This window comes from Actinoplanes palleronii (assembly GCF_016862315.1).
Classification (GTDB): Bacteria; Actinomycetota; Actinomycetes; order Mycobacteriales; family Micromonosporaceae; genus Actinoplanes; species Actinoplanes palleronii.
The window spans coordinates 57,313-79,865 of record NZ_BOMS01000078.1; the positions used below are offsets into that span (position 1 = coordinate 57,313).

20 protein-coding genes and 1 tRNA gene are annotated in these 22,553 nt (G+C 70.2%); 10 read left to right on the top strand and 11 right to left on the bottom strand.

What is annotated here, in order from left to right:
* Nucleotides 1–287: 287 nt before the first annotated feature.
* The 5 genes from Apa02nite_RS25845 to sp36 form a co-directional block, all read right to left on the bottom strand.
* The gene (locus Apa02nite_RS25845; protein ID WP_067699092.1) at nucleotides 288–1,280 is read right to left on the bottom strand and encodes a serine/threonine-protein kinase; all 993 of its coding nucleotides are present in this window, start codon (nucleotides 1,278–1,280) and stop codon (nucleotides 288–290) included.
* A gap of 31 nt (nucleotides 1,281–1,311) precedes the next feature.
* Complete coding sequence (locus Apa02nite_RS25850) at nucleotides 1,312–4,914, bottom strand: adenylate/guanylate cyclase domain-containing protein (protein ID WP_203827274.1); 3,603 nt, start codon at nucleotides 4,912–4,914, stop codon at nucleotides 1,312–1,314.
* Nucleotides 4,911–5,729 carry an MBL fold metallo-hydrolase gene (locus Apa02nite_RS25855; RefSeq protein WP_203827275.1) on the bottom strand — a complete coding sequence of 273 codons (819 nt, stop codon included), beginning with the start codon at nucleotides 5,727–5,729 and terminating at the stop codon, nucleotides 4,911–4,913. Before Apa02nite_RS25855 ends, Apa02nite_RS25850 begins: the two co-directional genes overlap by 4 nt.
* Nucleotides 5,730–5,821: 92 nt before the next feature.
* On the bottom strand, nucleotides 5,822–6,307 hold the full coding sequence (locus Apa02nite_RS25860) for a RidA family protein (protein ID WP_203827276.1): 486 nt from the start codon (nucleotides 6,305–6,307) through the stop codon (nucleotides 5,822–5,824).
* Nucleotides 6,304–6,459 carry a Sp36 family protein gene (sp36, locus tag Apa02nite_RS25865; protein ID WP_157441733.1) on the bottom strand — a complete coding sequence of 52 codons (156 nt, stop codon included), beginning with the start codon at nucleotides 6,457–6,459 and terminating at the stop codon, nucleotides 6,304–6,306. The genes Apa02nite_RS25860 and sp36 overlap by 4 nt, the downstream gene beginning before the upstream one ends.
* A 115-nt stretch (nucleotides 6,460–6,574) precedes the next feature.
* Here sp36 and Apa02nite_RS25870 point away from each other — a divergent pair, with 115 nt between their 5' ends.
* The 3 genes from Apa02nite_RS25870 to bagB are packed head-to-tail and all read left to right on the top strand — an operon-like array spanning nucleotide 6,575 to nucleotide 9,668.
* Entirely contained in the window at nucleotides 6,575–7,504 is a 930-nt protein-coding gene (locus Apa02nite_RS25870) for an Rv0361 family membrane protein (protein ID WP_203827277.1), read from the top strand.
* A 32-nt stretch (nucleotides 7,505–7,536) separates the two neighbouring features.
* A complete protein-coding gene (bagA, locus tag Apa02nite_RS25875; RefSeq protein ID WP_203827278.1) occupies nucleotides 7,537–8,490 on the top strand; it encodes an ATPase BagA in 954 nt (317 codons plus the stop codon).
* Between the two features lie 38 nt (nucleotides 8,491–8,528).
* Entirely contained in the window at nucleotides 8,529–9,668 is a 1,140-nt protein-coding gene (gene bagB, locus Apa02nite_RS25880) for an ArsA family ATPase (RefSeq protein WP_067699080.1), read from the top strand.
* A 22-nt stretch (nucleotides 9,669–9,690) separates the two neighbouring features.
* On the opposite strand, the gene Apa02nite_RS25885 is transcribed toward bagB, so the two are convergent.
* Nucleotides 9,691–9,993, bottom strand: a complete 303-nt coding sequence (locus Apa02nite_RS25885) for a WhiB family transcriptional regulator (RefSeq protein ID WP_043533057.1) — start codon at nucleotides 9,991–9,993, stop codon at nucleotides 9,691–9,693.
* Between the two features lie 332 nt (nucleotides 9,994–10,325).
* On the opposite strand from Apa02nite_RS25885, the gene Apa02nite_RS25890 reads away from it, so the two are divergent.
* A complete protein-coding gene (locus tag Apa02nite_RS25890; RefSeq protein ID WP_203827291.1) occupies nucleotides 10,326–12,731 on the top strand; it encodes a transglycosylase domain-containing protein in 2,406 nt (801 codons plus the stop codon).
* 140 nt (nucleotides 12,732–12,871) lie between these two features.
* On the opposite strand, the gene Apa02nite_RS25895 is transcribed toward Apa02nite_RS25890, so the two are convergent.
* Nucleotides 12,872–13,324, bottom strand: coding sequence for a GatB/YqeY domain-containing protein (locus tag Apa02nite_RS25895; protein WP_203827279.1), 453 nt, complete (start codon nucleotides 13,322–13,324; stop codon nucleotides 12,872–12,874).
* A 25-nt stretch (nucleotides 13,325–13,349) separates the two neighbouring features.
* On the opposite strand from Apa02nite_RS25895, the gene Apa02nite_RS25900 reads away from it, so the two are divergent.
* Together Apa02nite_RS25900 and Apa02nite_RS25905 are read left to right on the top strand one after the other, a co-directional pair.
* Complete coding sequence (locus tag Apa02nite_RS25900; RefSeq protein ID WP_203827280.1) at nucleotides 13,350–14,243, top strand: metallophosphoesterase; 894 nt, start codon at nucleotides 13,350–13,352, stop codon at nucleotides 14,241–14,243.
* Nucleotides 14,244–14,317: 74 nt separating this feature from the next.
* Nucleotides 14,318–14,394 (top strand) — tRNA-Pro (locus Apa02nite_RS25905).
* Between the two features lie 149 nt (nucleotides 14,395–14,543).
* On the opposite strand, the gene Apa02nite_RS25910 is transcribed toward Apa02nite_RS25905, so the two are convergent.
* Complete coding sequence (locus tag Apa02nite_RS25910) at nucleotides 14,544–14,840, bottom strand: hypothetical protein (protein WP_067690921.1); 297 nt, start codon at nucleotides 14,838–14,840, stop codon at nucleotides 14,544–14,546.
* A 150-nt stretch (nucleotides 14,841–14,990) separates the two neighbouring features.
* On the opposite strand from Apa02nite_RS25910, the gene pyrE reads away from it, so the two are divergent.
* Nucleotides 14,991–15,521: an orotate phosphoribosyltransferase gene (gene pyrE / locus Apa02nite_RS25915; protein ID WP_067690918.1), complete on the top strand. Its 531-nt coding sequence runs from the start codon at nucleotides 14,991–14,993 to the stop codon at nucleotides 15,519–15,521.
* 321 nt (nucleotides 15,522–15,842) lie between these two features.
* Here pyrE and Apa02nite_RS25920 read toward each other — a convergent pair whose 3' ends face one another.
* From Apa02nite_RS25920 to Apa02nite_RS25930, 3 genes are read right to left on the bottom strand one after another with little or no spacing between them, the layout of a single operon-like run.
* A complete protein-coding gene (locus Apa02nite_RS25920; RefSeq protein ID WP_203827281.1) occupies nucleotides 15,843–16,382 on the bottom strand; it encodes a hypothetical protein in 540 nt (179 codons plus the stop codon).
* Complete coding sequence (locus Apa02nite_RS25925; protein ID WP_203827282.1) at nucleotides 16,379–17,449, bottom strand: aspartate-semialdehyde dehydrogenase; 1,071 nt, start codon at nucleotides 17,447–17,449, stop codon at nucleotides 16,379–16,381. The genes Apa02nite_RS25920 and Apa02nite_RS25925 overlap by 4 nt, the downstream gene beginning before the upstream one ends.
* Nucleotides 17,450–17,456: 7 nt before the next feature.
* Entirely contained in the window at nucleotides 17,457–18,722 is a 1,266-nt protein-coding gene (locus Apa02nite_RS25930; protein WP_067690913.1) for an aspartate kinase, read from the bottom strand.
* Between the two features lie 183 nt (nucleotides 18,723–18,905).
* Here Apa02nite_RS25930 and Apa02nite_RS25935 point away from each other — a divergent pair, with 183 nt between their 5' ends.
* The 3 genes from Apa02nite_RS25935 to Apa02nite_RS25945 all read left to right on the top strand — a co-directional run bounded on the left by Apa02nite_RS25935 (nucleotide 18,906) and on the right by Apa02nite_RS25945 (nucleotide 22,384).
* Nucleotides 18,906–19,739 carry a hypothetical protein gene (locus Apa02nite_RS25935; RefSeq protein WP_203827283.1) on the top strand — a complete coding sequence of 278 codons (834 nt, stop codon included), beginning with the start codon at nucleotides 18,906–18,908 and terminating at the stop codon, nucleotides 19,737–19,739.
* A 188-nt stretch (nucleotides 19,740–19,927) separates the two neighbouring features.
* Nucleotides 19,928–21,652 (top strand): 2-isopropylmalate synthase, encoded by a 1,725-nt coding sequence (gene leuA / locus Apa02nite_RS25940; RefSeq protein ID WP_203827284.1) that lies wholly within the window; start codon nucleotides 19,928–19,930, stop codon nucleotides 21,650–21,652.
* Between the two features lie 57 nt (nucleotides 21,653–21,709).
* Nucleotides 21,710–22,384: an HNH endonuclease family protein gene (locus tag Apa02nite_RS25945; RefSeq protein ID WP_239164568.1), complete on the top strand. Its 675-nt coding sequence runs from the start codon at nucleotides 21,710–21,712 to the stop codon at nucleotides 22,382–22,384.
* Nucleotides 22,385–22,553: the final 169 nt, after the last annotated feature.

A 22,553-nucleotide genomic window follows, 5' to 3' on the forward strand; every position in this document is an offset into this window, starting at 1 on the left:
TCCGCTTTCAACCCCATATAGTACGAATACCGAGCGCCCGTCCGTAGGCTACAAGCCGAGTCCCGTGATGGTCTCGCGCAAGACCGCGCCACTCACGGCCCGGCCGCGCCCCCAGACTTTGGCTGGCTCTCAGGGGTGTCTCCGCGTCGCGGAGACACCCCTGAGGACCAGCCGGGACCGTGAGGCGCGCGGCGGCCGGGAGCGGTCACGGTCTCGCGGCGGCCTCACGGGCGGGACGTGGCTCGTAGCCTACGGACGAGCGCTCCCCATTCGTACCAAATAGGGGTTTACCAGCTGAACCACTTGCTGAAGAAACCGGACCTGCGGCCTTGAGTGTGGACCGTCGGGGTCTCGTCGTCCTGGGTTGGTGTGCTGGGCGCTATCGGTCGCGGGCGCGGCGGCACGAAGGTCGAGTTGGAGCGGTAGACGGTCGGTGACGGCGGCGGCGCGTTCGGGTCGAGGTGCAGGTTGCTGAGGGTGTTCAGCAGCTCCTGGGCGGACGGGCGGGACTTCTGGTCGTTGTCCATGCCGTGGCGCAGCACCTCGATCAGCGCGCGCGGCACGCCGGGCAGGTTGTCGAGCGGCTGGGTGAACAGGTCCATCAGGGTGACCAGGCTGGGGCTGCGGTCGGTGGGCCAGCGCGGCGGGCGCCCGCTCATCACCGCGTAGAGGGTGGCGCAGAGCGAGTAGACGTCGGCGGCACCGGACGGCGGCTCGTGCCGGAACATCTCCGGTGGCGCGTACGCCGGCGTCAGCACCTCCAGGGTCACCGACGAGTCCCGCATCTCGCCCAGCACGGCCAGCCCGAAGTCGGCGAGCACCGCCTGGTTGAACTGCGAATACAGGATGTTCGCCGGTTTCACGTCGCGGTGCAGCACCCCGTTGGCGTGTGTGTGCACCAGCGCGTCGGCGATCTTCACCCCGACGTCGCGGGCCTCGGCCGGGCTCAGCGGCTGGATCCGCATCCGGTCCAGGTACGACCCGTCGCAGAGCTCCATGATCAGGTACGGGTGCTGGTCGACGGTCACGCCCACGTCGAAGAGATCGACGACGTGGGGATGCGAGGACATCCGGCCGGCGGCACGGGCCTCGCGGAGGAATCGAGCTTGGTCCCGGGCGTTGTCCAGGGTGCGATTTTCCATCTTGATGGCGACCTCGCGCCCGACGGAGTCCTGCATGGCCCGGTACACGGTGGCATAGCCACCCCGGGCCATGACCGACAAGCCGGACATGCCCGGAACATAGGGCACGGGCAGGGCGCCTGGCGGTGTGTCCGTCACGGCTTAGAAAATACGCCAGAGCCGGGGTAGATCATCCCGGCAGGTCAGACGCGTACGCGACAGTTTCCGCCGGAGCGGGTTCCACCTCGGTCACCGCGAGGGTGTCCCGGAGCTCCGCGGCCGCCGCCCGCTCACTCGTCTGCTCGGTCGAATGCGCCAGTCGGACCGCTTCGTCGGCCGCCGCACGGGCCTCCACGCACCGGTCCGCGGCGGCCAGCACCCGGGCCCGGACCATGGCGGAGATCACTCCACTGCGTACGTCCTCGGCCGGCGCCACCTTGGCCCGCTCGATCCAGGTCAGCGCGGACTCCACCCGGCCCTCGGCGAGCAGGGCGGACGCGTACGACGCCAGCGCGTGCCGCCGGGAGAACAGCAGCGACAGCGACGACGTGTCACTCGCGATCGGCGCCAGCAACCCGATCGCGGTGGCCGCGTCACCCGCCCGGGTCCGCGCCTCGGCGAGCAGCACCCGCGGCCCGACCTGCGCCGGCGCCAGGGCGTTGTGCGGCTCGACCGCGGTCATCACCCGGCGGGCGTCGGCCTCGGCGGTGGCCAGGTCACCGCGTTGCAGCGCGACGAAACCGTGCAGGGTCCCGGCCATCCCGAGCAACAGCGGGTGACCGGTGCGGTCGGCGTACCAGAGCGCGTCGGCGAGCAGGTCGGCCGCGTGGTCGAACTCGCCGACCCCGCGCGCGATGGCGCCGCGCACCACCATGGCCAGCCCGCAACCCCAGTCGTCGGAGACCTCCTGGAACTCCCGGTAGGCCCGGCGCGCCTGACTGTCGGCCGCGCCCAGGTCACCGAGCTCGGCCGCGGCGTACGCCTCGACCACCCGCAGCGTGCCGACCGCCCAGCCCTCACCGACCCGGTCGCCGAACGGCAGGAAGATCCGGGCCAGCCGCCGGGCCTCGTGCAGCCGGCCGGCCAGCAGCCGGGCGAACGCTGTGGTGCCCCGCAGCCAGGACCGCCCGACCGGGTCACCGAGCTCGGCGAAGAGCCGCGCGGCCCGGCCCAGCACCGCGTCGGTGCCGGCGAAATCGCCCCGGGTGGTGGTCACCCAGGCGAGGTTCTGCAGCGCCCAGGCCTGCCCGTGCCGGTCGCCGGCCGCGAGCGTCACCTGATACGCCGCGGCGAACCGGCTGCTCGCCTGGCTCAGCCGCCCGTTGAGGAAGTCGGCCATCCCGAGCCGGCGCATCGCGTTGGCCCGCTCCGGCAGCAGCTGCGCCTCGGTGGCCACCTCGAGCGCTTCCTGCCAGGCGGCCACCGCGCGGCCGCTGTCGCCGAGCGCCTCGTGCGCCCGGCCCACCACGATCATCGACTCGGCCCGGCAGACCGGGTCGTCGACGGCGTTCTTGGTGATCTTCTCGCCGTGTGCCAGCGCCTCCTCGGCCCGGCCCAGCCGCAGCAGCGCCCGGGCCAGCACCAATTGGTCGGGCAGCGGCAGGTCGCCGCCGGCCAGCGGGGTCGCGCGTTCCGCGTACTCGATGGCGGCGGCCGGTTCGATGTTGGCCAGTGCGCGCCGGGCCATCCGGCCCAGCGCGGCCACGGCCAGCGCACCGACCTCGCGGGCCGGGGCGTCCGGGCGCAGCCGGACCGCGTCGGCCAGGTCGATCGCGGCCTCGGCGTGGGTGGCCACGAACGCGTCCCGCTCGTTGTCGCTCAGGTTCAGCCGGGTGGCGCCGTCGCCGTGCCGGCCGACCGTCTCCGGCGCGGCCCAGGTCGCCAGGTAGGCGTGCCGCTCGGCCAGGTCGGCCTTGCCGATGCCGGAGTAGGCCGCCTCGCGCATCAGCGGGGTGCTGAACTGGAAGCCACCCCGGCTGCGGTGGATCATGCGGCGTTGCAGCAGCTCCTCGACGGCCGGTTCGAGGTCGACGCCCGGCGCCCGGCGCTCCTGCAGCGCCTCCAGCACACCTGTCGACACGGTCGTCCCGGCGACCGAGGCGTCCCGCAGCACCGACCGCGGCTCGGCGGCCAGCGCGTCGATCCGCGCCGCGAGCACCGCGGCCAGGTCCCGGGAGAGCAGGGTACGACCCAGCGAGCCGGCCGCGAGCTGCCACTTGCCGGCCGCGTTCGCACCCACCGCCGGGGTCAGCGCGCCCCGCTCCATCAGCAGGGTGACCATCTCGGCCAGGTAGAACGCGTTGCCCTGCGCGGTGGCGAGCAGTCGATCGCTGTCCGGCTGCGGCAGTTTCCCGCCACTGAGGTACGACGTGAGCAACCGCGACGCGTCCGCACCGCGCAGCGGCGGCAGGGTGTGCACCTCGGCGTCGGCGAGCCGGGTCAGCGCGCCCGCGGTCCGGACCAGCTCCGGGCGGCCGAGCAGGAGCACCACCACCGGGCCCTCCAGCCGGGACAGGGTGCTGCCCAGCGCGTCGACGGTGGTGGCGGTGGCGTCGTGCAGGTCATCCACGATCACCATCAGCGGGGTGGTCGCGGTCATCGCGTTCAGCAGGTCGGCGACCGCGATCGAGATGGCCTCGGCGTCCACCCGCTTGGCGCTGCGCGGCCAGTCGGCGGGCGCGACCGGGCCACCCGTGGTGACCGGTGCGTCGCCGTACCCGAGCAGCACCAGCAGCCGGTCGATGTCGAGGGTGACGCCGAGCCGCTGGGCGACCTTGCGGAGCCGTTCCTCGACGACCGTCCGGCCGACCGAGCTGATCACGTCCTTGGGCAGGCCGGCCGCCTTGCGGACCAGGTCGGCCAGCGGCGCGTAGCGGCGTCGTTCGCCGAACGCGCGGCAGCGCACCCGCAGCACCCGGGCGCCGTGCCCGGCGTACGGCCCGGTGCCCACCTCGTAGCCCGCGGCGAGCCGTTTCACCTCGCCGGCGAACCGGGACTTGCCGATACCGGCCTCGGCGGTCATCACCAGCACCCGGGGTGTGCCCGAGTCGATCGCCTCGGCCAGCCGTCCGGAGAGCCGGCCCAGCTCGGCCTCGCGTCCCACGAACGGCGCCTCGTCGCCCAGGCCGGACCGGGTGCCCGGCGCGTCGTGCAGGCCGAGCAGCTCGTAGGTCGGCACCGGTTCGCGTTTGCCCTTGAGTCGCAGCGGCCGCAGCTGCCGCCAGGAGGCGACGTGCCGGGTCCCGCCGCTGGTCCGCTCGCCGGCGTAGACCGTGCCGACGGCGGCCGCGTCGGCCAGCCGGGCGGCGGTGTTCACCGTGTCGCCGATGACCGTGTATTCGATGCCGGCCTGCAGACCGGCGACCACCTCGCCGGTGTTCAGCCCGACCCGCAGGCCGAGCGGTGCGCCGCCGCCGCGTTCGTCGTCGAGCACCCGGCGGACCGCCCGCTGCATGCTCAGGGCCGCCCGGACCGCGCGCTCGGCGTCGTCCTCGTGCGCCACCGGCGCGCCGAAGACCCCCATGATCCCGTCGCCGGTCAGCTTGTCGACGTGCCCGCCGAACGTCTTCACCGCGCCGGCCAGCGCGGCCAGCACCCGGTCGGTGACCGCGCCGACGCGTTCCGGGTCGAGGTCCTCCGACCAGGAGGTGAAATCGGAGAGGTCGCCGAAGAGCACGGTGACGTTCCGGCGCTCCGCGGCCGGCAACGAGGCGGCAGTGGGCAGCGCGGAGCCGCAGTGATGGCAGAAACGGGCACCGGGAACCGCGACGGTGCCGCACACGGGGCAGGTCACAGCCGATCCAAACCGTCGGCCCTCGCCGCTGATTCCCGTCTGAGGTGGTCGATCTGGGCCGCCGCCGACCACTCGGCGGCGAACCGCACACGCGGGTCGATGTCCGGATAGACCACGTCGACCACCGCTTCCGGTGTCTCGGCCCCGGCCGCCATCGCCGCCGCGACCTGCGCCAGTCGCTCCCTGCGGTGGTCCAGATATTCCTGGGCCAGGGCGCCGGTATCGGTCCGGGCCGGCCCGTGTCCGGGCAGCATCAGGACTTCTTCGTACGACCGGAGCAGTTCGAGGCTGGTGAGATAGTCGCTCAGGCTCCCATCCGGCGCGGCCACCACCGTGGTCCCGCAGCCGAGGATCGTGTCGCCGGTGAACACCACGCGCTCGTTCCCACACTCGACGAGGAAGCACACCGAGTCACCGGTGTGCCCTGGAGTGTCCAGGACGTGTATTTCGAGCCCGTTCCCGCCGAGGCTCTCCCGTGGGTCCAGCGGCTCACCGTTGCGGCAGTGCGCCGGGTCGACGGCGAGCACGGCGGTGCCGCCGAGCAGCTCGGAGAGCCGCTCGGCGCCCTCGACATGATCGTGATGACCGTGAGTGATCAGGATGAACTGGTACGGACCCAGCTCCGCGATCCGGCGCAGATGCGCCTCGTCGAGCGGGCCGGGGTCGATCACCGTCGCGTACTCCGCACCCGGAGCCCGCAGGATCCAGGTGTTCGTGCCGTCGAGAGTCATCGGGCCCGGGTTGGGAGCGCGTAACAACGACACCCAACCCGGCAGCCGGTCGACCTCGGCCGACGCGGGATCAGCACCCCCCATGCCGAGAATCGTACGTCGCGATTCCCATGTGAGCGGAGACACGATGTCCGTTCCGGTCACCTTCGGTGATCAAACCCGACCGAACCGGCTGATCACGCCACTTCCGCGATGACCTCTACCTCCACCGGCGTGCCCAGCGGCAGCTCGGAGACGCCGACGGCGCTCCGGGCGTGCCGGCCCTGCTCGCCGAGCACGTCGCCGAACAGGTTCGAGGCGCCGTTGACCACGGCCGGCTGACCGGTGAAGCCCGGCGCGGACGCCACGAACCCGGTCACCTTGACGATCTTCACGAGCCGGCCGAGGCCGACCAGCGAGTCGATCGCGGCCAGCGCGTTGATGGCGCAGATCCGGGCCAGGTCGGCGGCCTGCTCGGCGGTCACCTCGGCGCCCACCTTGCCGGTCTGCGGCAGCTTGCCGTCGACGAACGGCAGCTGACCGGAGACGTACACGTAGTTGCCGGACTGCACGGCCGGCACGTAGGACGCCAGCGGCGGGACCACGGTCGGCAGGGTCAGGCCCATTTCGGCCAGTTTCGCGTACGCGTCGACACCGCCCTCACCGGCGATCGGCGTCGTCATGCTTTTTCGCGCTTCATGTAGGCGATCAGATTGTCCGGGTTCGGTCCCGGCACCACCTGGACCAGCTCCCAGCCGTCCTCGCCCCAGTTGTCGAGGATCTGCTTGGTCGCGTGGACCAGCAGGGGCACGGTCACGTACTCCCACTTCTGCATGGCTCGGACACTCCTTAGTCGGGTACCGGGACAGCTTAGGACCCGGCGTTCCGGCTGGTTGGCTAGGCTGAGCGGGAATCACACGGAACGCGCACAAGCCATCGCGGAGGGTGATGTGACCCAGCTATCGCCGGGGCAGCCCGGCCACCCGGAGCCGTCACCGTCACCCGAACCCGCGCCGCCGTCGCCGGTCCCGCCGAGCGAGCCGGTCCCGATCCCGGAGCCGCCGCACCTGGGCCTGCCCGGCGGACGGCACTCGGTGCCGGAGCAGGCGCCGATGACGGCGACCGCGGAACACCCGGTGATCCCGCAGGACCTGACCATGGAAACCCCCCAGGTGTACGCCGGGGAGCACTTCACCGAGCTGCACGGCTACCAGTTCGACGAGCCGGCCGAGAGCTGGCAGCAGCCCCCGCCGGACGGCCCGTGGCACGCACAGCACGAGAAGCCCGGCGAGTGGCAGCACCCACCACCGGAGCACCTGGCCTGGGAACACTCGCCACCGGCCGAGGTGCAGGCGCCGGAGTCCGAGCCGATCTGGGTGAGCGGCCACGGCGGCCCGGAGTCCGGAGTGCCGGCGCCGATCCGCACCGGCCGGCGGTCCGCACGCCGCTCGTCGGTCTTCGTCTCGCTGGCGCTGGTGGCCACCGTCGCGCTCTGCGGCGGCGGTGCGGCCTCGGCGTACTTCCTGCTGCGCGACTCCGACAACCCCGGCTCGCCGGACCCGACCACCGCGGTCAACCGGTTCCTCACCGCGGTCTACACCCAGCAGGACGCCGGCGCCGCCGAGGACCTGGTCTGCCGCAAGTCCCGGGACGAGACCAAGCTCGCCGACCGGGTCCAGCAGATCCGCGGGTACGCCGACGGGTACGAGGGCGCGGTGTTCCGCTGGGACGAGCCCGCGGTGACCAGCGACGCCGACGGCGAGGCCGAGGTCGGGGTGCGGGTGGTGATGTCCACCGAGGACGAGAAGACCGCCGCGCAGGACCTGCAGTTCACCGTGGTGCGCAAGAGTGGCTGGCTGGTCTGCGAAGTGTCCGGCTGAACCCCTTTTTTGAACGCCGTAACGTGGAGAACATGGGCGAGCATCGCGGCAACTGGCCGGAGCGGTTGCACATCGTGACCGGCAAGGGCGGCACCGGGAAGACCAGCGTCGCGGCCGCCCTGGCGCTGGGCCTGGCCGCCGGTGGCCGGCGCACGCTGCTGGTCGAGGTGGAGGGCCGGCAGGGCATCGCCCAGCTGTTCGGCGTCGACCCGCTGCCGTACACGGAACGCCGGATCGCCACCACCAGCGGCGGCGGCGAGGTCCGCGCCCTGCCGGTGGACCCCGAGGAGGCCCTCCTCGAATACCTCGACATGTTCTACAAGCTCGGCGCGGCCGGCCGGGCGCTGCGCAAGGTCGGCGCGATCGACTTCGCCACCACCATCGCGCCGGGCCTGCGCGACGTGCTGCTCACCGGCAAGGTCAAGGAGGCCACCACCCGATCCGCGGACGGCCGCCGGGTCTACGACGCGGTGGTGCTCGACGCTCCGCCGACCGGCCGGATCGGCCGGTTCCTGAACGTCACCGCGGAGACCGCCCGGCTGGCCAAGATGGGCCCGATCAAGACGCAGAGCGACGGGGTGTCCGCCCTGCTCCGCTCGCCGATCACCGCGGTGCACGTGGTCACGCTGCTGGAGGAGATGCCGGTGCAGGAAACCCTGGACGCGGTCGAGGAGCTGACCGGCCTGGGCATCCCGGTCGGGCGGATCATCCTGAACAATGCCCGCCCGCCGCTGCTGGCCGCCGGCAAGGTGACCAAGGCGGAGATCAAGCGGGGCCTGGTCGCGGCCGGGCTGCCGGCCGCACCGGCCACGGTCAACCAGCTGGCCGCCGAGGCGCAGGCGCACCTGACCCGGCGGGAGATGGAGGAGTCGCTCCGGATCGAGCTGGGTGAGCGGCGGCGCCCGATGCTGGAGCTGCCACAACTGCCGGACGGTGTGAACCGGGCCGGGCTCGATGTCCTCGCCGCACTACTGATGAGTGTTTGATCACCTCGCGTCCGATCACGACGCATTACCCTGGAGAAGTGGTTGATGTGACCGCTCCACGGCTCGACGTCGACGGGCTGCTCGCCGACCCGGCCATCCGGATCGTGGTGTGCTGCGGCTCCGGTGGAGTCGGCAAGACCACCACCGCCGCCGCCCTCGGCCTGCGTGCCGCTGAGGTGCACGGCCGCCGCACGGTGGTGCTCACCATCGACCCGGCCCGCCGGTTGGCCCAGTCGATGGGCCTGACCGAGCTCGACAACACGCCCCGCCAGGTCAAGGACATCGAGGCCGGCGAGTCCGGCGGCGAGCTGCACGCCATGATGCTGGACATGAAGCGCACCTTCGACGAGGTGGTCGAGCAGCACACCACCCCGAAGCGCGCCGCGGAGATCTTCGCGAACCCGTTCTACCAGGCCATGAGCTCGACCTTCGCCGGCACGCAGGAGTACATGGCGATGGAGAAGCTGGGCCAGCTGCGGGCCGGCGACGCCTGGGACCTGATCGTGGTGGACACCCCGCCGTCCCGCTCGGCGCTGGACTTCCTGGACGCGCCGGCCCGGCTCTCCCGGTTCCTCGACGGCCGGATGCTGCGGATGCTGGTGGCGCCGGCACGCAGCGGCGGGCGGAGCGTGTTCAGCCTGGTCACCGCGTCGTTCGGGCTGTTCTCCCGGGCGGTGCAGAAGATCCTCGGCGCCCAGCTGCTGACCGACCTGTCCGGCTTCGTCTCGGCACTCGACTCGATGTTCGGCGGTTTCCGGCAGCGCGCCGACCAGACGTACCGGATCCTGCAGGACCCGCAGACGGCGTTCCTGCTCGTCGCGGCCCCGGAACGGGATGCCATCCGGGAGGCGGCCTATTTCGCGGAGCGCCTGGTCGCGGAGCGGATGCCGCTGGGCGGGCTGGTGCTGAACCGGATGCACCAGACCGAGCCGGCCGGCGTCACGGCGCCGGAGAGCGAGGCCGCCGCGGACCGGCTGGCCGCCGCCGGTGAGCTGCCGGTCGCGGTGGACGTGCTGCGGATCCACGCCGGGCTGCTGCGCCAGTCCGAGCGGGAGGTGAAGGTGGCGGCCGCCTTCACCGAGGCGTTCCCCCAGGTGCCGACGACGGTGGTCGCGGCGCAGCCCGCCGACGTACACGACGTCGACGGGCTGCGGACGATCGGAGCGCTGCTCGCGTGAACCGCGCGCGGTGCTCGCGTGATCAGTGAGTGGAGACGAGCACCTTGTCGGCGCCTTTCTCCTTCAGAGCGGCTTCGAACATCTTCCGCCAGCTGGCCACGTGCGGGTGGCGGCGCAGCAGTGCGCGCCGTTCCCGTTCCGTCATGCCTCCCCAGACGCCGAACTCGATCCGGTTGTCCAGGGCGTCGGCGAGGCATTCGTAGCGCACCGGGCAGCTGCGGCAGATCCTTTTAGCCACGTTCTGCTCGGCGCCCTGCACGAACAGCGCGTCAGGGTCGCCACTCTGACATGCCGCCATGCTGGGCCAGTCGCTGATCATCCCCATTGGTAAACGTCCCCCCTTGCATTTCACCCCCGGGCGTCTACGCGGAGCCCGTGTCCCCCATTGCCGCGCAGACGACGTGCGAGATGTCTCGCCGGACCATCATGCTCTGTAGTTGGGTGATTACGCAACGTTGTCCCTCAAATACGTATAGCTCGGTAGTTCCGGGCAAAGCGGCCATGGAAACGGAGCCGAACGGGGGTATCTTCGGTGCGAATCGGGTAAACCACCCCGCCAACTCGGGTGACACGTCACACTCATACCGGGCCAGGGCGGCCGTCTCGACGGGCGGTCACGTGCACCGTTCGCGTATCCTGCCTCGGGTGACCTCCTGGATGCGCAGACGCGATCACAACATCTTCACGAACGCGACATCGCTGCTCGTGTGTGGCCTGCTGGCCGGAGTAGTGGTGGCCGCGGCCGCCTTCCCGGCTGCCGCGATGTCCGGCCTTGCCGCGAAGGCCGGCGGTGAGGGATTCGCGAATCTGCCCAGTGAGCTCAAGGACTTCAGCTCTCCGCAGATCACCCGGATCTACGCCGCCGACGGCCGGACCCAGATCTCGCAGTTCTACGACGAGTTCCGCAGCGACGTTCCGCTGAAGGACATCTCGAAGTACATGCAGACTGCGATCGTCGCGGCCGAGGACCGCAAGTTCTACGAACACAACGGCGTCGACCTCAAGGGTGTCGCCCGCGCGTTCGTCAGCAACAGTCAGAGTGGCGCCCAGCAGGGCGCCTCGACCCTCACGATGCAGTACGTGCGGATGTCGCTGGCCTATTCGGCGACCAACCCGCAGGAGGTGATCGACGCGACCAAGGACACCCCGAAGCGCAAGATCACCGAGATGAAGTACGCGCTGCAGGTCGAGAAGCAGCTCTCCAAGGAGCAGATCCTGGAGCGCTACCTGAACATCGCGCCCTTCGGCAACCAGGCCTACGGCGTCTACGCCGCCAGCCAGGTCTACTTCAACAAGAAGCCGAAGGACCTCAACATCGCCGAGGCGGCCATGCTGGCCGGCATGGTGAAGGCGCCGTCGAGCTTCAACCCGACGGTCAAGTCGGGTCACGAGCAGATCCTGGCGCGGCGCAACAACTACATCATCCCGAGCATGGTCGCGATGAACGCGATCACGCAGGTCGAGGCGACCAAGGCCATCAAGATCGCGATCCCGACCAAGGTGAAGCCGATCGGCAACGGCTGTGTCTCGGTTGCCAAGAACAACTGGGGCTTCTTCTGCGACTACTTCTACCGCTGGTGGATGAGCCAGGAGGCGTTCGGCGCCACCACGTACGACCGTGAGCGGCGGCTGAAGAGCGGCGGCTACAAGGTGGTCACCTCGCTCGACCTCAAGGGCCAGTCCTCGGCGCGTGCCGACATCCTCGGCAAGGAGCCGGACACCAGCCGGAACGCGATCCTGATCGCCGGCGTCGAGCCGGGCACCGGCAAGGTCCGGATGCTCGCCGCGAACCGGAAGTACGCCCTGGACGACCCGGACCACCCGACCAACAAGATCTCCTCGGACCCGAAGAAGGCGAAGAAGAAGATCCGCGGGTCGTACCCGAAGACCACCAACCCGCTGATCAGCGGTGGCGGGGACATCAAGGGGTACCAGGCCGGTTCGGTGTTCAAGATGTTCACCATGGTGGCCGCGCTGGAGAAGGGCATCCCGCTCAGCTTCCCGATCAACGCCAAGGGCACGTACCACTCGAAGTACAAGGCCGGGTACGGCACGCCGTCGTCCTGCCCCGGCTCCGACGACTGGTGCCCGAGCAACGCCAGCAAGAAAGAGGCCGGCGTCTTCAACATGTGGACCGGCTTCGGCGCCTCGGTGAACACGTTCTTCGTGCCGCTGGAGGAGCGCGTCGGCGCCGAGAACGTGGTCGCGGTCGCCAAGCGGTTCGGTGTCCAGTTCCGCGAGAAGTCCGAGAACGACTGGGCCAACGACGAGGACCGGGCGGCCGGCTGGGGCGCCTTCACCCTGGGCGTGACCGCGTCCACGCCGCTGGACATGGCGAACGCGTACGCGACGCTCGCCGGTGACGGCAAGTACTGCGAGCCGACCCCGGTCGAGCAGATCACCACCGCCAGTGGCGAGAAGATCGACGTCGGCAAGCCGCACTGCATCCAGGCCACCACCAAGGACGTGGCCCGCGCGGCCATCGACGCGGCCCGTTGCCCGGTCGGCGACTCGTCGCAGCTCGGCAGCTGCGGCGGCACCGGCACCGCCAAGGACACCCGCTACATCGTCGACCGCCCGGTGTTCGGCAAGACCGGTACCACCGACTCCAGCAAGACCGCGTCGCTGATCGTCGGCACCACGAAGCTGGTGGTCGCGGGTTACATGGTCAACCCGGACTGGCAGGACCACACCGACACGATGTCGCACCCGGAAGTGAACTCGGTCGTGCAGCACTCGCTCCGCGACTACATGAAGGGCAAGCCGAGCGTCCAGTTCAAGACGCCGTCGAACGACAAGATCTCGATCGGTGACCTGCGCAGCATCCCGGACGTGACCTGCGACTCGATCAGTTCGGCCAAGGACCGGATCTCCGGCGCCGGTTTCGAACCCGAGGTCGGCAGCACCGTCGACTCGGAGTGCCCGGCCGGCACCGCCGCGGGGACCGCCGAGGAGCGCACCATCAAGGGTGGCGCCGTGACGATCGAGGTCAGCAACGGCAAGAAGAAGGACGACCCGAAGAAGGATCCGAAGCCGGGGAACACTCCCCCAGGCGGGCGCTGACTTCCAGGGTCAACCCTCAGGGACACGGAAACGGGCGGGAGAGCCGATCTCCCGCCCGTTTTCCGTACCCGAGCAATAAGACCTCAGGCGAGACGGCGCCGCACCTCTGCGGCGACCCTGCCACCTTCGGCCTCTGTCCCTCAGGCGAGACGGCGCCGCACCTCTGTGGCTACTCTGCCGCCTTCGGCCCGGCCCGCGACAGCGGCCTGGGCCGCCTTCATGGCCGGGCCCATCTGCGCCTTGCTGGCGAACCCGCCGGCGGTCAGCGCCGCGCCGACGATCTCGGCGATCTCCGCGTCGGTGAGCTGCTTCGGCAGGTAGCGGTCGAGGACCTCGCCCTCGGCCACCTCCTTGGCCGCCTGGTCGGTCCGGCCCGCCTCGGCGAACGCGGTGGCCGCCTCCCGGCGCTTCTTCGCCTCCTTGGACAGCACCGCGAGCACCTGGTCGTCGGAGAGATCCCGGGCCTCGGTGCCGGCCACCTCGGCGGTCCGCACCGCGGACAGGGCCATCCGCAGCGTCGAGGTGATCAGTTCGTCCCGGGACTTCATCGCGGCGTGCAGGTCATCGTTCAGGCGGTCCTTCAGCGTTCCCATGGACGGAGAAACTACCCTTGCCGTCATGCGTAAGCGCTCCCTTATTTCCGCCGCCGCCACGCTCGCCGCTGTCGGCGGCGCGACGTTCGCCTATGCCTCACTCATCGAGCGGAACATGTTCACGCTCCGGCGCTTCGACGTACCGGTGCTGGAACCGGACGCGGAACCGCTGCGCATCCTGCACCTGTCCGACCTGCACATGACGCCGGATCAGCGTCGCAAGCAGGAGTGGGTGGCCGGCCTGATCGGCACCGACCCGGACCTGGTGATCGTCACCGGCGACAACATGGCCTCGCCGTACGCGATCCCCGGCGTGCTGCGCGCCCTGGAGCCGTTCCTGGACGTGCCCGGCGCGTTCGTGTTCGGCTCCAACGACTACCGCGGCCCGGTCTGGAAGAACCCGCTGCAGTACCTGCTGCCCGACCGGGATTACGTGCAGGGTGTCGACCTGCCCGCCGACGACCTGCGGGCCGCCCTGACCGACGCCGGCTGGGCCGACCTGAACAACGCCCGCACGGTGCTCAAGGCCGGCGGCCGCTCGATCGAGCTGGTCGGTGTCGACGATCCGCACATCGAACGGGACGACTACGCCTCGGTGGCCGGCCCGATCAACACCGGCGCCGACCTGCACCTCGGCGTCACCCACTCGCCGGTCTCCCGGGTGCTGGACGCGATGGCCTCGGACGGCTTCGAGCTGCTGCTGGCCGGGCACACGCACGGCGGCCAGGTGTGCGTGCCCGGGTACGGCGCGCTGACCACGAACTGCGACCTGCCCACCCGGATGGCCAAGGGCCTGCACCGCTGGCCCGGCTCGGACTCGCTGCTGCACGTCTCGGCCGGATTGGGCACCCACCCCACCGCGCCGATCCGCTTCGCCTGCCGCCCGGAGGCCTCGCTGCTCACGTTGATCCCGCGCTGACCTGCTAAAACGCTGCAGGGGGAGCCCGGATTTCGGGGGTGCGCCGGAGTCCGGTAGTATTCTTTCTGCAGCACCGGGGTGTGGCGCAGCTTGGTAGCGCGCTTCGTTCGGGACGAAGAGGTCGTCGGTTCAAATCCGGTCACCCCGACCAGTTGCAAGCCGAAGGGCTGGTAATCCAGAGATGGATTACCAGCCCTTCGTCGTTGTGGCCTCAGGTCCGGCCCCCGGGCGGGGGAACCGGGCCTGAGACGTCTCGGGTGGTCGGTGCTCGGCGCGCGCGCCGGGATCGGCACCGGCGGGTCAGACGGCGAACTGCGGGCGCACCGGGATGCCGGCCAGCGACGGACCGACCGGGCGCGGTGTCATCTGCTGCGGCACGGCGTACGGCCCGAGCATGGTCTCCACCACCGGTGCGATGGTCTGCCGGTCACCGAGCTGCATCAGCCGGGTGGCCCGGGCCAGGGACCCGGTCTCGCCGTCCCGGAAGCCCTCGCGGTACCCGCGCTCATAACGCTCGCCACGGCCGAACGCGCGGCCGAACGCAAAACACGACGTTCCAGCGAAAGCGAGCAGGAAGAGAATGGCGAAGGGTGTCACAGCAATGTTCCTTCCGGGCACAAGCCGCTATTAGGCGAAAACTACCCCAAACACACATAGAATGCCGTATAGCGGAGATCAAGTACGCCAACGGGTGACGACCGGGGTGCCCGTGTGTCGCCACACCGTGGCCTGACAAGGTGGGACCTTGTGACTGACTCCACCGACCTCGCCCGCCAGGTCCGCACCGTGAGCCGGCTGACCGGCGAATTCACCCTCCGGTCCGGCCGCACCGCCACCGAGTATTTCGACAAGTACCAGTTCGAGGCCGACCCGGTCCTGCTCGACAAGCTGGCCGAGCAGCTGGCCGTGCTGATCCCGGAGGGCACCGAGGTGCTGGCCGGCCTGGAGATGGGGGGCATCGCGGTGGTTGTCGCGCTGGCCCGGCACGCCGGCCTGCCCACCGCGTTCGTCCGCAAGGAGGCGAAGAAGTACGGCACCGCCCGCCTCGCCGAGGGCGCCGAAGTGGCCGGTCGCCGGGTGCTCGTCGTCGAGGACGTGGTCACCTCCGGTGGCCAGGTCGTCATCTCCACGGGTGAGCTGCGCAAACTGGGCGCACACGTGGACCACGCGCTGTGCGTGATCGACCGGCAGGAGGGCGGCTCGCAGGCCCTCGCGGCCGACGGCATCACGCTGCGGGCGCTACTGACCCGCGAGGCCCTCGACGCGGCCGCTTCCTGACGAATCCCTGAGCCGGGCGTGGCGTGCGGCCCTCAGCCGCACGCCACAAACCCCAAGCGTGTGAACTTTCGGCGCGCTCCGCACCACAACTCCCCACACAACGAGCAACCCGACATTGCGTGGGGACTTTCGGCGCGCACCGCACCCCAACTCCCCACACAGCGGGCAACCCGACATTGCGTGGGGACTTTCGGCGCGCTCCGCACCCCAACTCCCCACGCAGCGAGCAACCCGACATTGCGTGGGGACTTTCGGCGCGCACCGCACCACAACTCCCCACGCAGCGGGCAACCCAACTCGCCACGCTGCCGGTTGACGGCTTCAGGCTGGGGGGAGGGCGGTGCGCAGGACGTGGATCGAGCGGGCCAGGGTCTCCCGGAGCGCGGCGAGCTCACGGACCGACCAGATCGGGTGGTACTCCTCCACGCCGAACATCCACGGGGAGTGGTGCGCCATCAGCTTGTCGTAACAGACGTCGTGCCGCTTGGCCCGCTGCGAGAAGACCAGACCGGTCGAGTACGCCACGTCGATCCCCCAGTTCCAGAGGTTCAGGACGCTCTCCAGCGGGACGGCGAGGCGCTTACCTCGTACCCAATCCTGTGCCGGACCCAAGTCGGCCGCGACCGGATCAGGGTCGTCCTCCGCCTCGGTCCTGGTGGCGAGGGCGACCGTGCGGATCGGGAACCCGGCCTGGCACTCGGCGATCGAGCCGAACGTGACCACGCGGCCGCCGCGGACCGCCACCGCGTCCTCGCCGTACTGATCCTGGCCCCACCAGGTCCACCGCTCGACACCGTCGAACCGGAACCCGCCCGGCCTGCCGACAACCGGCCCGGACTCGACCTGAAGCACCGCGGTCACTTACCCGTCGCTTTCTTGCTGATCTCGGCGGCGAGCAGCTCGGCGGTCTGCACCGAGTTCAGCGCCGCGCCCTTGCGCATGTTGTCACCGGTCACGAAGAAATCCAGGGCGCGCGGGTCGTCCATGGCCCGGCGGATCCGGCCGACCCAGGACGGGTCGGTGCCGACCGCGTCGATCGGCATCGGGAACTCGCCGGCCTCCGGGTCGTCGACCAGGATCACCCCTGGCGCGTTGCGCAGCACCTGACGGGCGCCGTCCGCGGTCACCTCGGCGGCGAACACCGCGTGCACCGCGACCGAGTGGCCGGTCACCACCGGGACGCGCACGCACGTCGCGGAGACCTTGAGGGCCGGCACGCCAAGGATCTTGCGGCTCTCGTTGCGGAGCTTGAGCTCCTCGGACGACCAGCCGAGCGCGGCGAGCTCACCGGCCCACGGCACCACGTTGAGCGCCAGCGGGGCCGGGAACGGGCCGAGGTCGTCGCCGACCGCCTGCCGCACGTTGCCCGGGCGCGAGCCGAGCAGCCGGTCGCCGGCCACCTTGGTGAGCTGGTCGTGCAGGGTGTCCACGCCGACCTGGCCGACGCCGGAAGCGGCCTGGTAGGACGCCAGGACCAGCTCGCGCAGGCCGTACTCGTAGTGCAGCGGGGCGACCGCCATGATCATCGCGGCGACCGTGCTGTTGGCGCTGGAGACGATCCCGCGCGGGCGATGGACGACCGCTTCCTCGTTGACCTCGGGCACCACCAGCGGGACGTCCGGTTCCATCCGGAACACGGTGGAGTTGTCCACCACGGTGGCGCCCCGGGACACCGCGATCGGCGCCCAGTGCGCCGCCACGTCGTCGGGTACGTCGAACATCGCCACGTCCACGCCGTCGAACGCGTCGGCGGTCAGCGGGAGGACCGGAAGGGTCTCGCCGCGGCAGAGCAGCGACTTGCCGGTGGATTTGGCCGACGCGATCAGCCGGATCTCGCCCCAGACGTCGCGCCGGGACGAGAGCAGGTCGAGCATCACCGTCCCGACGGAACCGGTGGCTCCGACGACGGCGAGCGTGGGCCGCGCCATCGGCGGCTTACCGGCCGGTACCGCCATAAACGACGGCTTCCTCGTTGCCACCGAGCTCGAACTGGTCGTGGACGGCACGGACCGCGGTGTCGAGGTCGGTGTCACGGCAGACGACCGAGACCCGGATCTCCGAGGTGGAGATCATCTCGATGTTCACGCCGGCCTCACCGATGCAGGCGAAGAAGGAGGCCGCGACGCCCGGGTGCGAGCGCATGCCGGCGCCGATCAGCGAGACCTTGCCGACGTGGTCGTCGAAGAGCAGGCTCTTGAACTTGATCTGATCCTTGATCTTGTCGAGCGCGCTCATCGCGACCGCGCCGTCCGCCTTCGGCAGCGTGAACGAGATGTCGGTGCGGCCGGTGCCCTCGGTCGACACGTTCTGCACGATCATGTCGATGTTGATCTCGGCCTGCGCGACGGTCTCGAAGATCCGGCCGGCCGAGCCCGGCTCGTCGGGCACCCCGACGATCGTGATCTTGGCTTCGCTGCGGTCGTGCGCGACCCCGGTGATCAGTGCTTGTTCCACGTCAGGGTCCTCCATCGAGCCGGTGACGAGCGTGCCTTCTTTGTTCGAGTACGAGGAGCGTACGTGGATCGGCACCTTGAAGCGCCGCGCGTACTCCACGCAGCGCAACATCAGCACCTTCGCACCGCCGGCCGCGAGCTCGAGCATCTCCTCGTACGTGATCTTCTTGATGTGCTGCGCGTCCGGGACGATCCGCGGGTCGGCGGTGAACACGCCGTCCACATCGGTGTAGATCTCACAGACGTCCGCGTGCAGCGCCGCGGCCAGCGCGACCGCCGTGGTGTCCGACCCGCCACGCCCCAGCGTGGTGATGTCCTTGGTGTCCTGCGACACGCCCTGGAAACCGGCGACGATGGCGATGGCGCCCTCGTCCAGCGCGGTCCGCAGGCGGCCGGGAGTGACGTCGATGATCCGCGCCTTGCCGTGCGCCGAGGTGGTGAGCACGCCGGCCTGTGAGCCGGTGTACGACCGCGCCTCATACCCCAGGTTGTGGATCGCCATGGCCAGCAGGGCCATCGAGATCCGCTCGCCGGAGGTGAGCAGCATGTCCAGCTCGCGGCCCGGCGGCAGCGGACTGACCTGGTTGGCCAGGTCCATCAGTTCGTCCGTGGTGTCGCCCATCGCGGAAACCACCACGACCACGTCGTCGCCGGCCTTGCGGGCGGCCACGATGCGCTCGGCCACGCGCTTGATGCGCTCGGCGTTCGCCACCGACGAGCCACCGTACTTCTGCACGACTAGAGCCACGGCCAACCATTCCTTCGGATACACGGAACAATGACGCCGGTCAGGGCAGTCGCCACCACCCTAGCCGCGGGGGTGCTCAGCTTTCACAGGCGATCCCAGAATCCGGCCGTTCGCCCCCGACACGCCGGGCGGTGCGGACCGGCGTGTCGCACCGAACGGGCGAGATGGGGCGAGAATGTCGCCGTGCACCTTCCCTCCGGATCCGGGCGCCTCCTGGCCGCGCTGACCGCCACCGCGCTGGCCCTGGGCCTGGCCGGCTGCGGCGAGGACACGCCCGACGCCGCGCCCACCCCCTCGGCCTCGGCGCTGATCACCCCCGGCAACCCGGACTCGCGCAACGAGCTGGCCGGGATCGCCGCGATCGCGCTGGACCGCAAGTACGCCGCGCTCTACACGTTCACCGGCGGCAGCGGCGTGCCCCGCAACGTGGTCGCCACCGTCGCGGTCGACGGCACCTGGCGGGTGGACATCGCGAACGGCGCGCTCGGCGGCTCCTCGGACGTCTCGATCGTGCGCAACCAGAACGGCGTCTACCAGTGCTCGCTCTCGATGACGGGCGCACCGGTCAACGCCGGCTGCGTGCACGTGGCGGCCAAGGGCGAGAAGGTGCCGCGCCGGTACGACCCGCAGGTGCAGCGGCTGTTCCGCCAGTGGCTGCCGGTCTTCACCGACCGCGACTCGGCCCTCGCGGTCGCCGCGGTGCAACCGCTGGACGGCGCGCAGGGCGGCTCCTGCTACTCGGTCGACTCGATCTCCGCCTCCCAGGACCAGCCGGTCGACGTCGGCGTCTACTGCTACTCCGCGGACGGCCTGCTGACCGCGGCCCGGGTCGGCTTCGGCCGGATCCAGCTGGTCCGGCAGATCGCCGGGCCGGCCACCGTGCAGTTCCCCGGCCCGGAGGTCGGCGGGGACGCGATGGGAATGGGCGCGCCGGACCCGGCGAGCACCCTCGAGCCCTCGATCCCGGTCGATCCGCCGACCGGTCCGGCCACCGCGCCGTCCGCCGCCACCGGCTGATCACGGGCTGTCCCACGATCCGGTCGTTCGCCTGGCCGGTCCGAAGTTGTTCACGTAACGTGGTCGGCGACATGTGGCAGGTGAACCTTCTCCTTCGCTGCCGCGACGAGGCCCCATCCCAGGCCGGCACCTCGTCGCGGAGTTGAAGCACGCCGCCTGCTCGTCTTCATTTCGACAGGAGCAGTCACATGTCCACTTCTTTTGATTCCCAGCGGTCCAGCGGCATGCCGTTCCAGCGGTACGAGTCGTTCCAGAAGCAGTTCCCGATCGACCTGCCCGAGCGCCAATGGCCGGGCCGGGTCGTCGAGACCGCGCCGCGCTGGTGCGCGGTCGACCTGCGCGACGGCAACCAGGCCCTGATCGACCCGATGTCCCCGGAACGCAAGCGGCGGATGTTCATGCTGCTGGTCAAGATGGGCTACAAGGAGATCGAGGTCGGGTTCCCGGCCGCCAGCCAGACCGATTTTGATTTCGTACGGCAGCTGATCGAGCAGGACCTGATCCCGGACGACGTCACCATCCAGGTGCTGGTGCAGTGCCGCGAGCACCTGATCGACCGGACCTTCGAGTCGATCCGTGGCGCCAAGCGGGCCATCGTGCACTTCTACAACTCGACCTCGACGCTGCAGCGGCGGGTGGTCTTCGGCCTGGACAAGGACGGGATCACCGACATCGCCACCACCGGCGCCCGGCTCTGCCAGAAGTACGCCGAGATCCACACCCCGGACACCGAGATCTTCTACGAGTACTCGCCCGAGTCCTACACCGGCACCGAGCTGGACTACGCGCTGGAGATCTGCTCCGCGGTGATCGACGTGATCGACCCGACGCCGGACCGTCCGCTGATCATCAACCTGCCGGCCACCGTCGAGATGGCCACCCCGAACGTGTACGCCGACTCGATCGAGTGGATGCACCGTCACCTGCCCCGCCGGGACAGCGTGATCCTGAGCCTGCACCCGCACAACGACCGGGGCACCGCGGTGGCCGCCGCCGAGCTGGGCCTGCTGGCCGGCGCCGACCGGATCGAGGGCTGCCTGTTCGGCAACGGCGAGCGCACCGGCAACGTCGACCTGGTCACCCTGGGCCTGAACCTGTTCTCCCAGGGCATCGACCCGCAGGTGGACTTCTCGAACATCGACGAGGTCAAGCGCACCGTCGAGTACTGCAACCAGCTGCCGGTGCACGAGCGGCACCCGTACGCGGGTGACCTGGTCTACACCGCGTTCTCCGGCTCGCACCAGGACGCCATCAAGAAGGGCTTCGCCGCGCTGCAGTCCGACGCGGACACCGCCGGCGTGGCGATCGACGCCTTCACCTGGGGCGTGCCGTACCTGCCGATCGACCCGAAGGACGTGGGCCGCACCTACGAGGCGGTCATCCGGGTCAACTCGCAGTCCGGCAAGGGCGGGGTGGCGTACATCATGAAGGAGGAGCACAAGCTCGACATGCCGCGGCGGCTGCAGATCGAGTTCTCCGGCGTGGTGCAGCACCACACCGATGAGGAGGGTGGCGAGGTCGGCCCGCAGCAGATGTGGGACATCTTCGCCGGCGAGTACCTGGTCGAGCACCAGATCGGCGCCGCCTTCAAGATCGAGAATTACAGCACTGCCACTGTCGACGGCAAGGTGGAGATCGATGTCGAGGTGTTCCACCGTGGCGTGCGTCGTCCGCTGGCCGGGGTCGGCAACGGCCCGATCGACGCGTTCACCCAGGCCGTCGAGCCGCTGGGGATCAAGGCCCGGGTGCTGGACTACGCCGAGCACGCGCTGACCTCGGGTGGTGACGCGCAGGCCGCCGCATATGTCGAGGTGGAGGTCGGCGACCGTACGTACTGGGGGGTCGGCATCGACGCCAACATCGTCAGCGCCTCGATCAAGGCCGTGACCAGCGCGATCAACCGCGCCCGCTGATTCACTCCCGCGTGCCGCCGAGAGGCGGCACGCGGGCATCACCTTTACGCTGAGTGGGTGCCCCCACGTAGCTCCCGCTGGATCCCGTTCCTGCTAGCCGCCACCCTGATCGCCGGTTGTGACGTCGTCGACGCCGGTGACCCCGGTTCCACGTCGCCCACCGGCTCCGGTTCCGGGTCCGGCTCGGGTTCCGGCTCCGGAAACGCCAAGACCGCCGAAGACCAACTCGCGAAGCTGACCGTCGTCGCCAAGACCGGCACCATGGCCGGCTACAGCCGGGAGAAGTTCCCGCACTGGAAGAGCGCCGGCAAGAACTGCGACACCCGTGACTCGGTCCTCGAGCGCGACGGCAAGAACGTCAAGACCTCCGGGTGCAATGTCGTCGCCGGCACGTTCACCAGCTTCTACGATGGTCTGAAGCTGGATTCACCGACCAAGGTCGACATCGATCACACCGTGCCGCTGGCGAACGCCTGGCGCTCCGGTGCGAACAAGTGGACCACCGACCAGCGCGAGGCGTTCGCGAACGACCTGGACCGGCCGCAGCTGCTGGCGGTCTCGGCCACCTCGAACCGTTCGAAGGGCGACCAGGACCCCTCCACCTGGAAGCCCCCGGCGAAGGACGCCTGGTGCGATTACTCCGTCGACTGGGTAACCGTGAAGAGCTATTACAAGCTGACCGTCACGGAAAAGGAGAGGGACGCCTTGCAGGACATGCTGGGGACCTGCTGATGGCCGAGACCGAGCCGCAGGCCACACCCGAAACCGCACCCGCGGCCGCGCCGCCGGCCGAAGCCGCAGCCGCACCGCCGGCCGCACCTCCGGCTGAGGCCGCACCTCCGGCTGAGGCCGCACCTCCGGCTGAGGCCGCACCTCCGGCTGAGGCCGCACCTCCGGCTGA

Bases quoted from the DNA above. Each gene is read 5' to 3' on its own strand.
- Apa02nite_RS25855 (WP_203827275.1), bottom strand. From the start codon at position 5,729: ATGGGGGGTGCTGATCCCGCGTCGGCCGAGGTCGACCGGCTGCCGGGT.
- Apa02nite_RS25860 (WP_203827276.1), bottom strand. From the start codon at position 6,307: ATGACGACGCCGATCGCCGGTGAGGGCGGTGTCGACGCGTACGCGAAA.
- sp36 (WP_157441733.1), bottom strand. From the start codon at position 6,459: ATGCAGAAGTGGGAGTACGTGACCGTGCCCCTGCTGGTCCACGCGACC.
- bagA (WP_203827278.1), top strand. From the start codon at position 7,537: ATGGGCGAGCATCGCGGCAACTGGCCGGAGCGGTTGCACATCGTGACC.
- Apa02nite_RS25885 (WP_043533057.1), bottom strand. From the start codon at position 9,993: ATGGGGATGATCAGCGACTGGCCCAGCATGGCGGCATGTCAGAGTGGC.
- Apa02nite_RS25890 (WP_203827291.1), top strand. From the start codon at position 10,326: ATGCGCAGACGCGATCACAACATCTTCACGAACGCGACATCGCTGCTC.
- Apa02nite_RS25895 (WP_203827279.1), bottom strand. From the start codon at position 13,324: ATGGGAACGCTGAAGGACCGCCTGAACGATGACCTGCACGCCGCGATG.
- Apa02nite_RS25900 (WP_203827280.1), top strand. From the start codon at position 13,350: ATGCGTAAGCGCTCCCTTATTTCCGCCGCCGCCACGCTCGCCGCTGTC.
- Apa02nite_RS25925 (WP_203827282.1), bottom strand. From the start codon at position 17,449: ATGGCGCGGCCCACGCTCGCCGTCGTCGGAGCCACCGGTTCCGTCGGG.
- leuA (WP_203827284.1), top strand. From the start codon at position 19,928: ATGTCCACTTCTTTTGATTCCCAGCGGTCCAGCGGCATGCCGTTCCAG.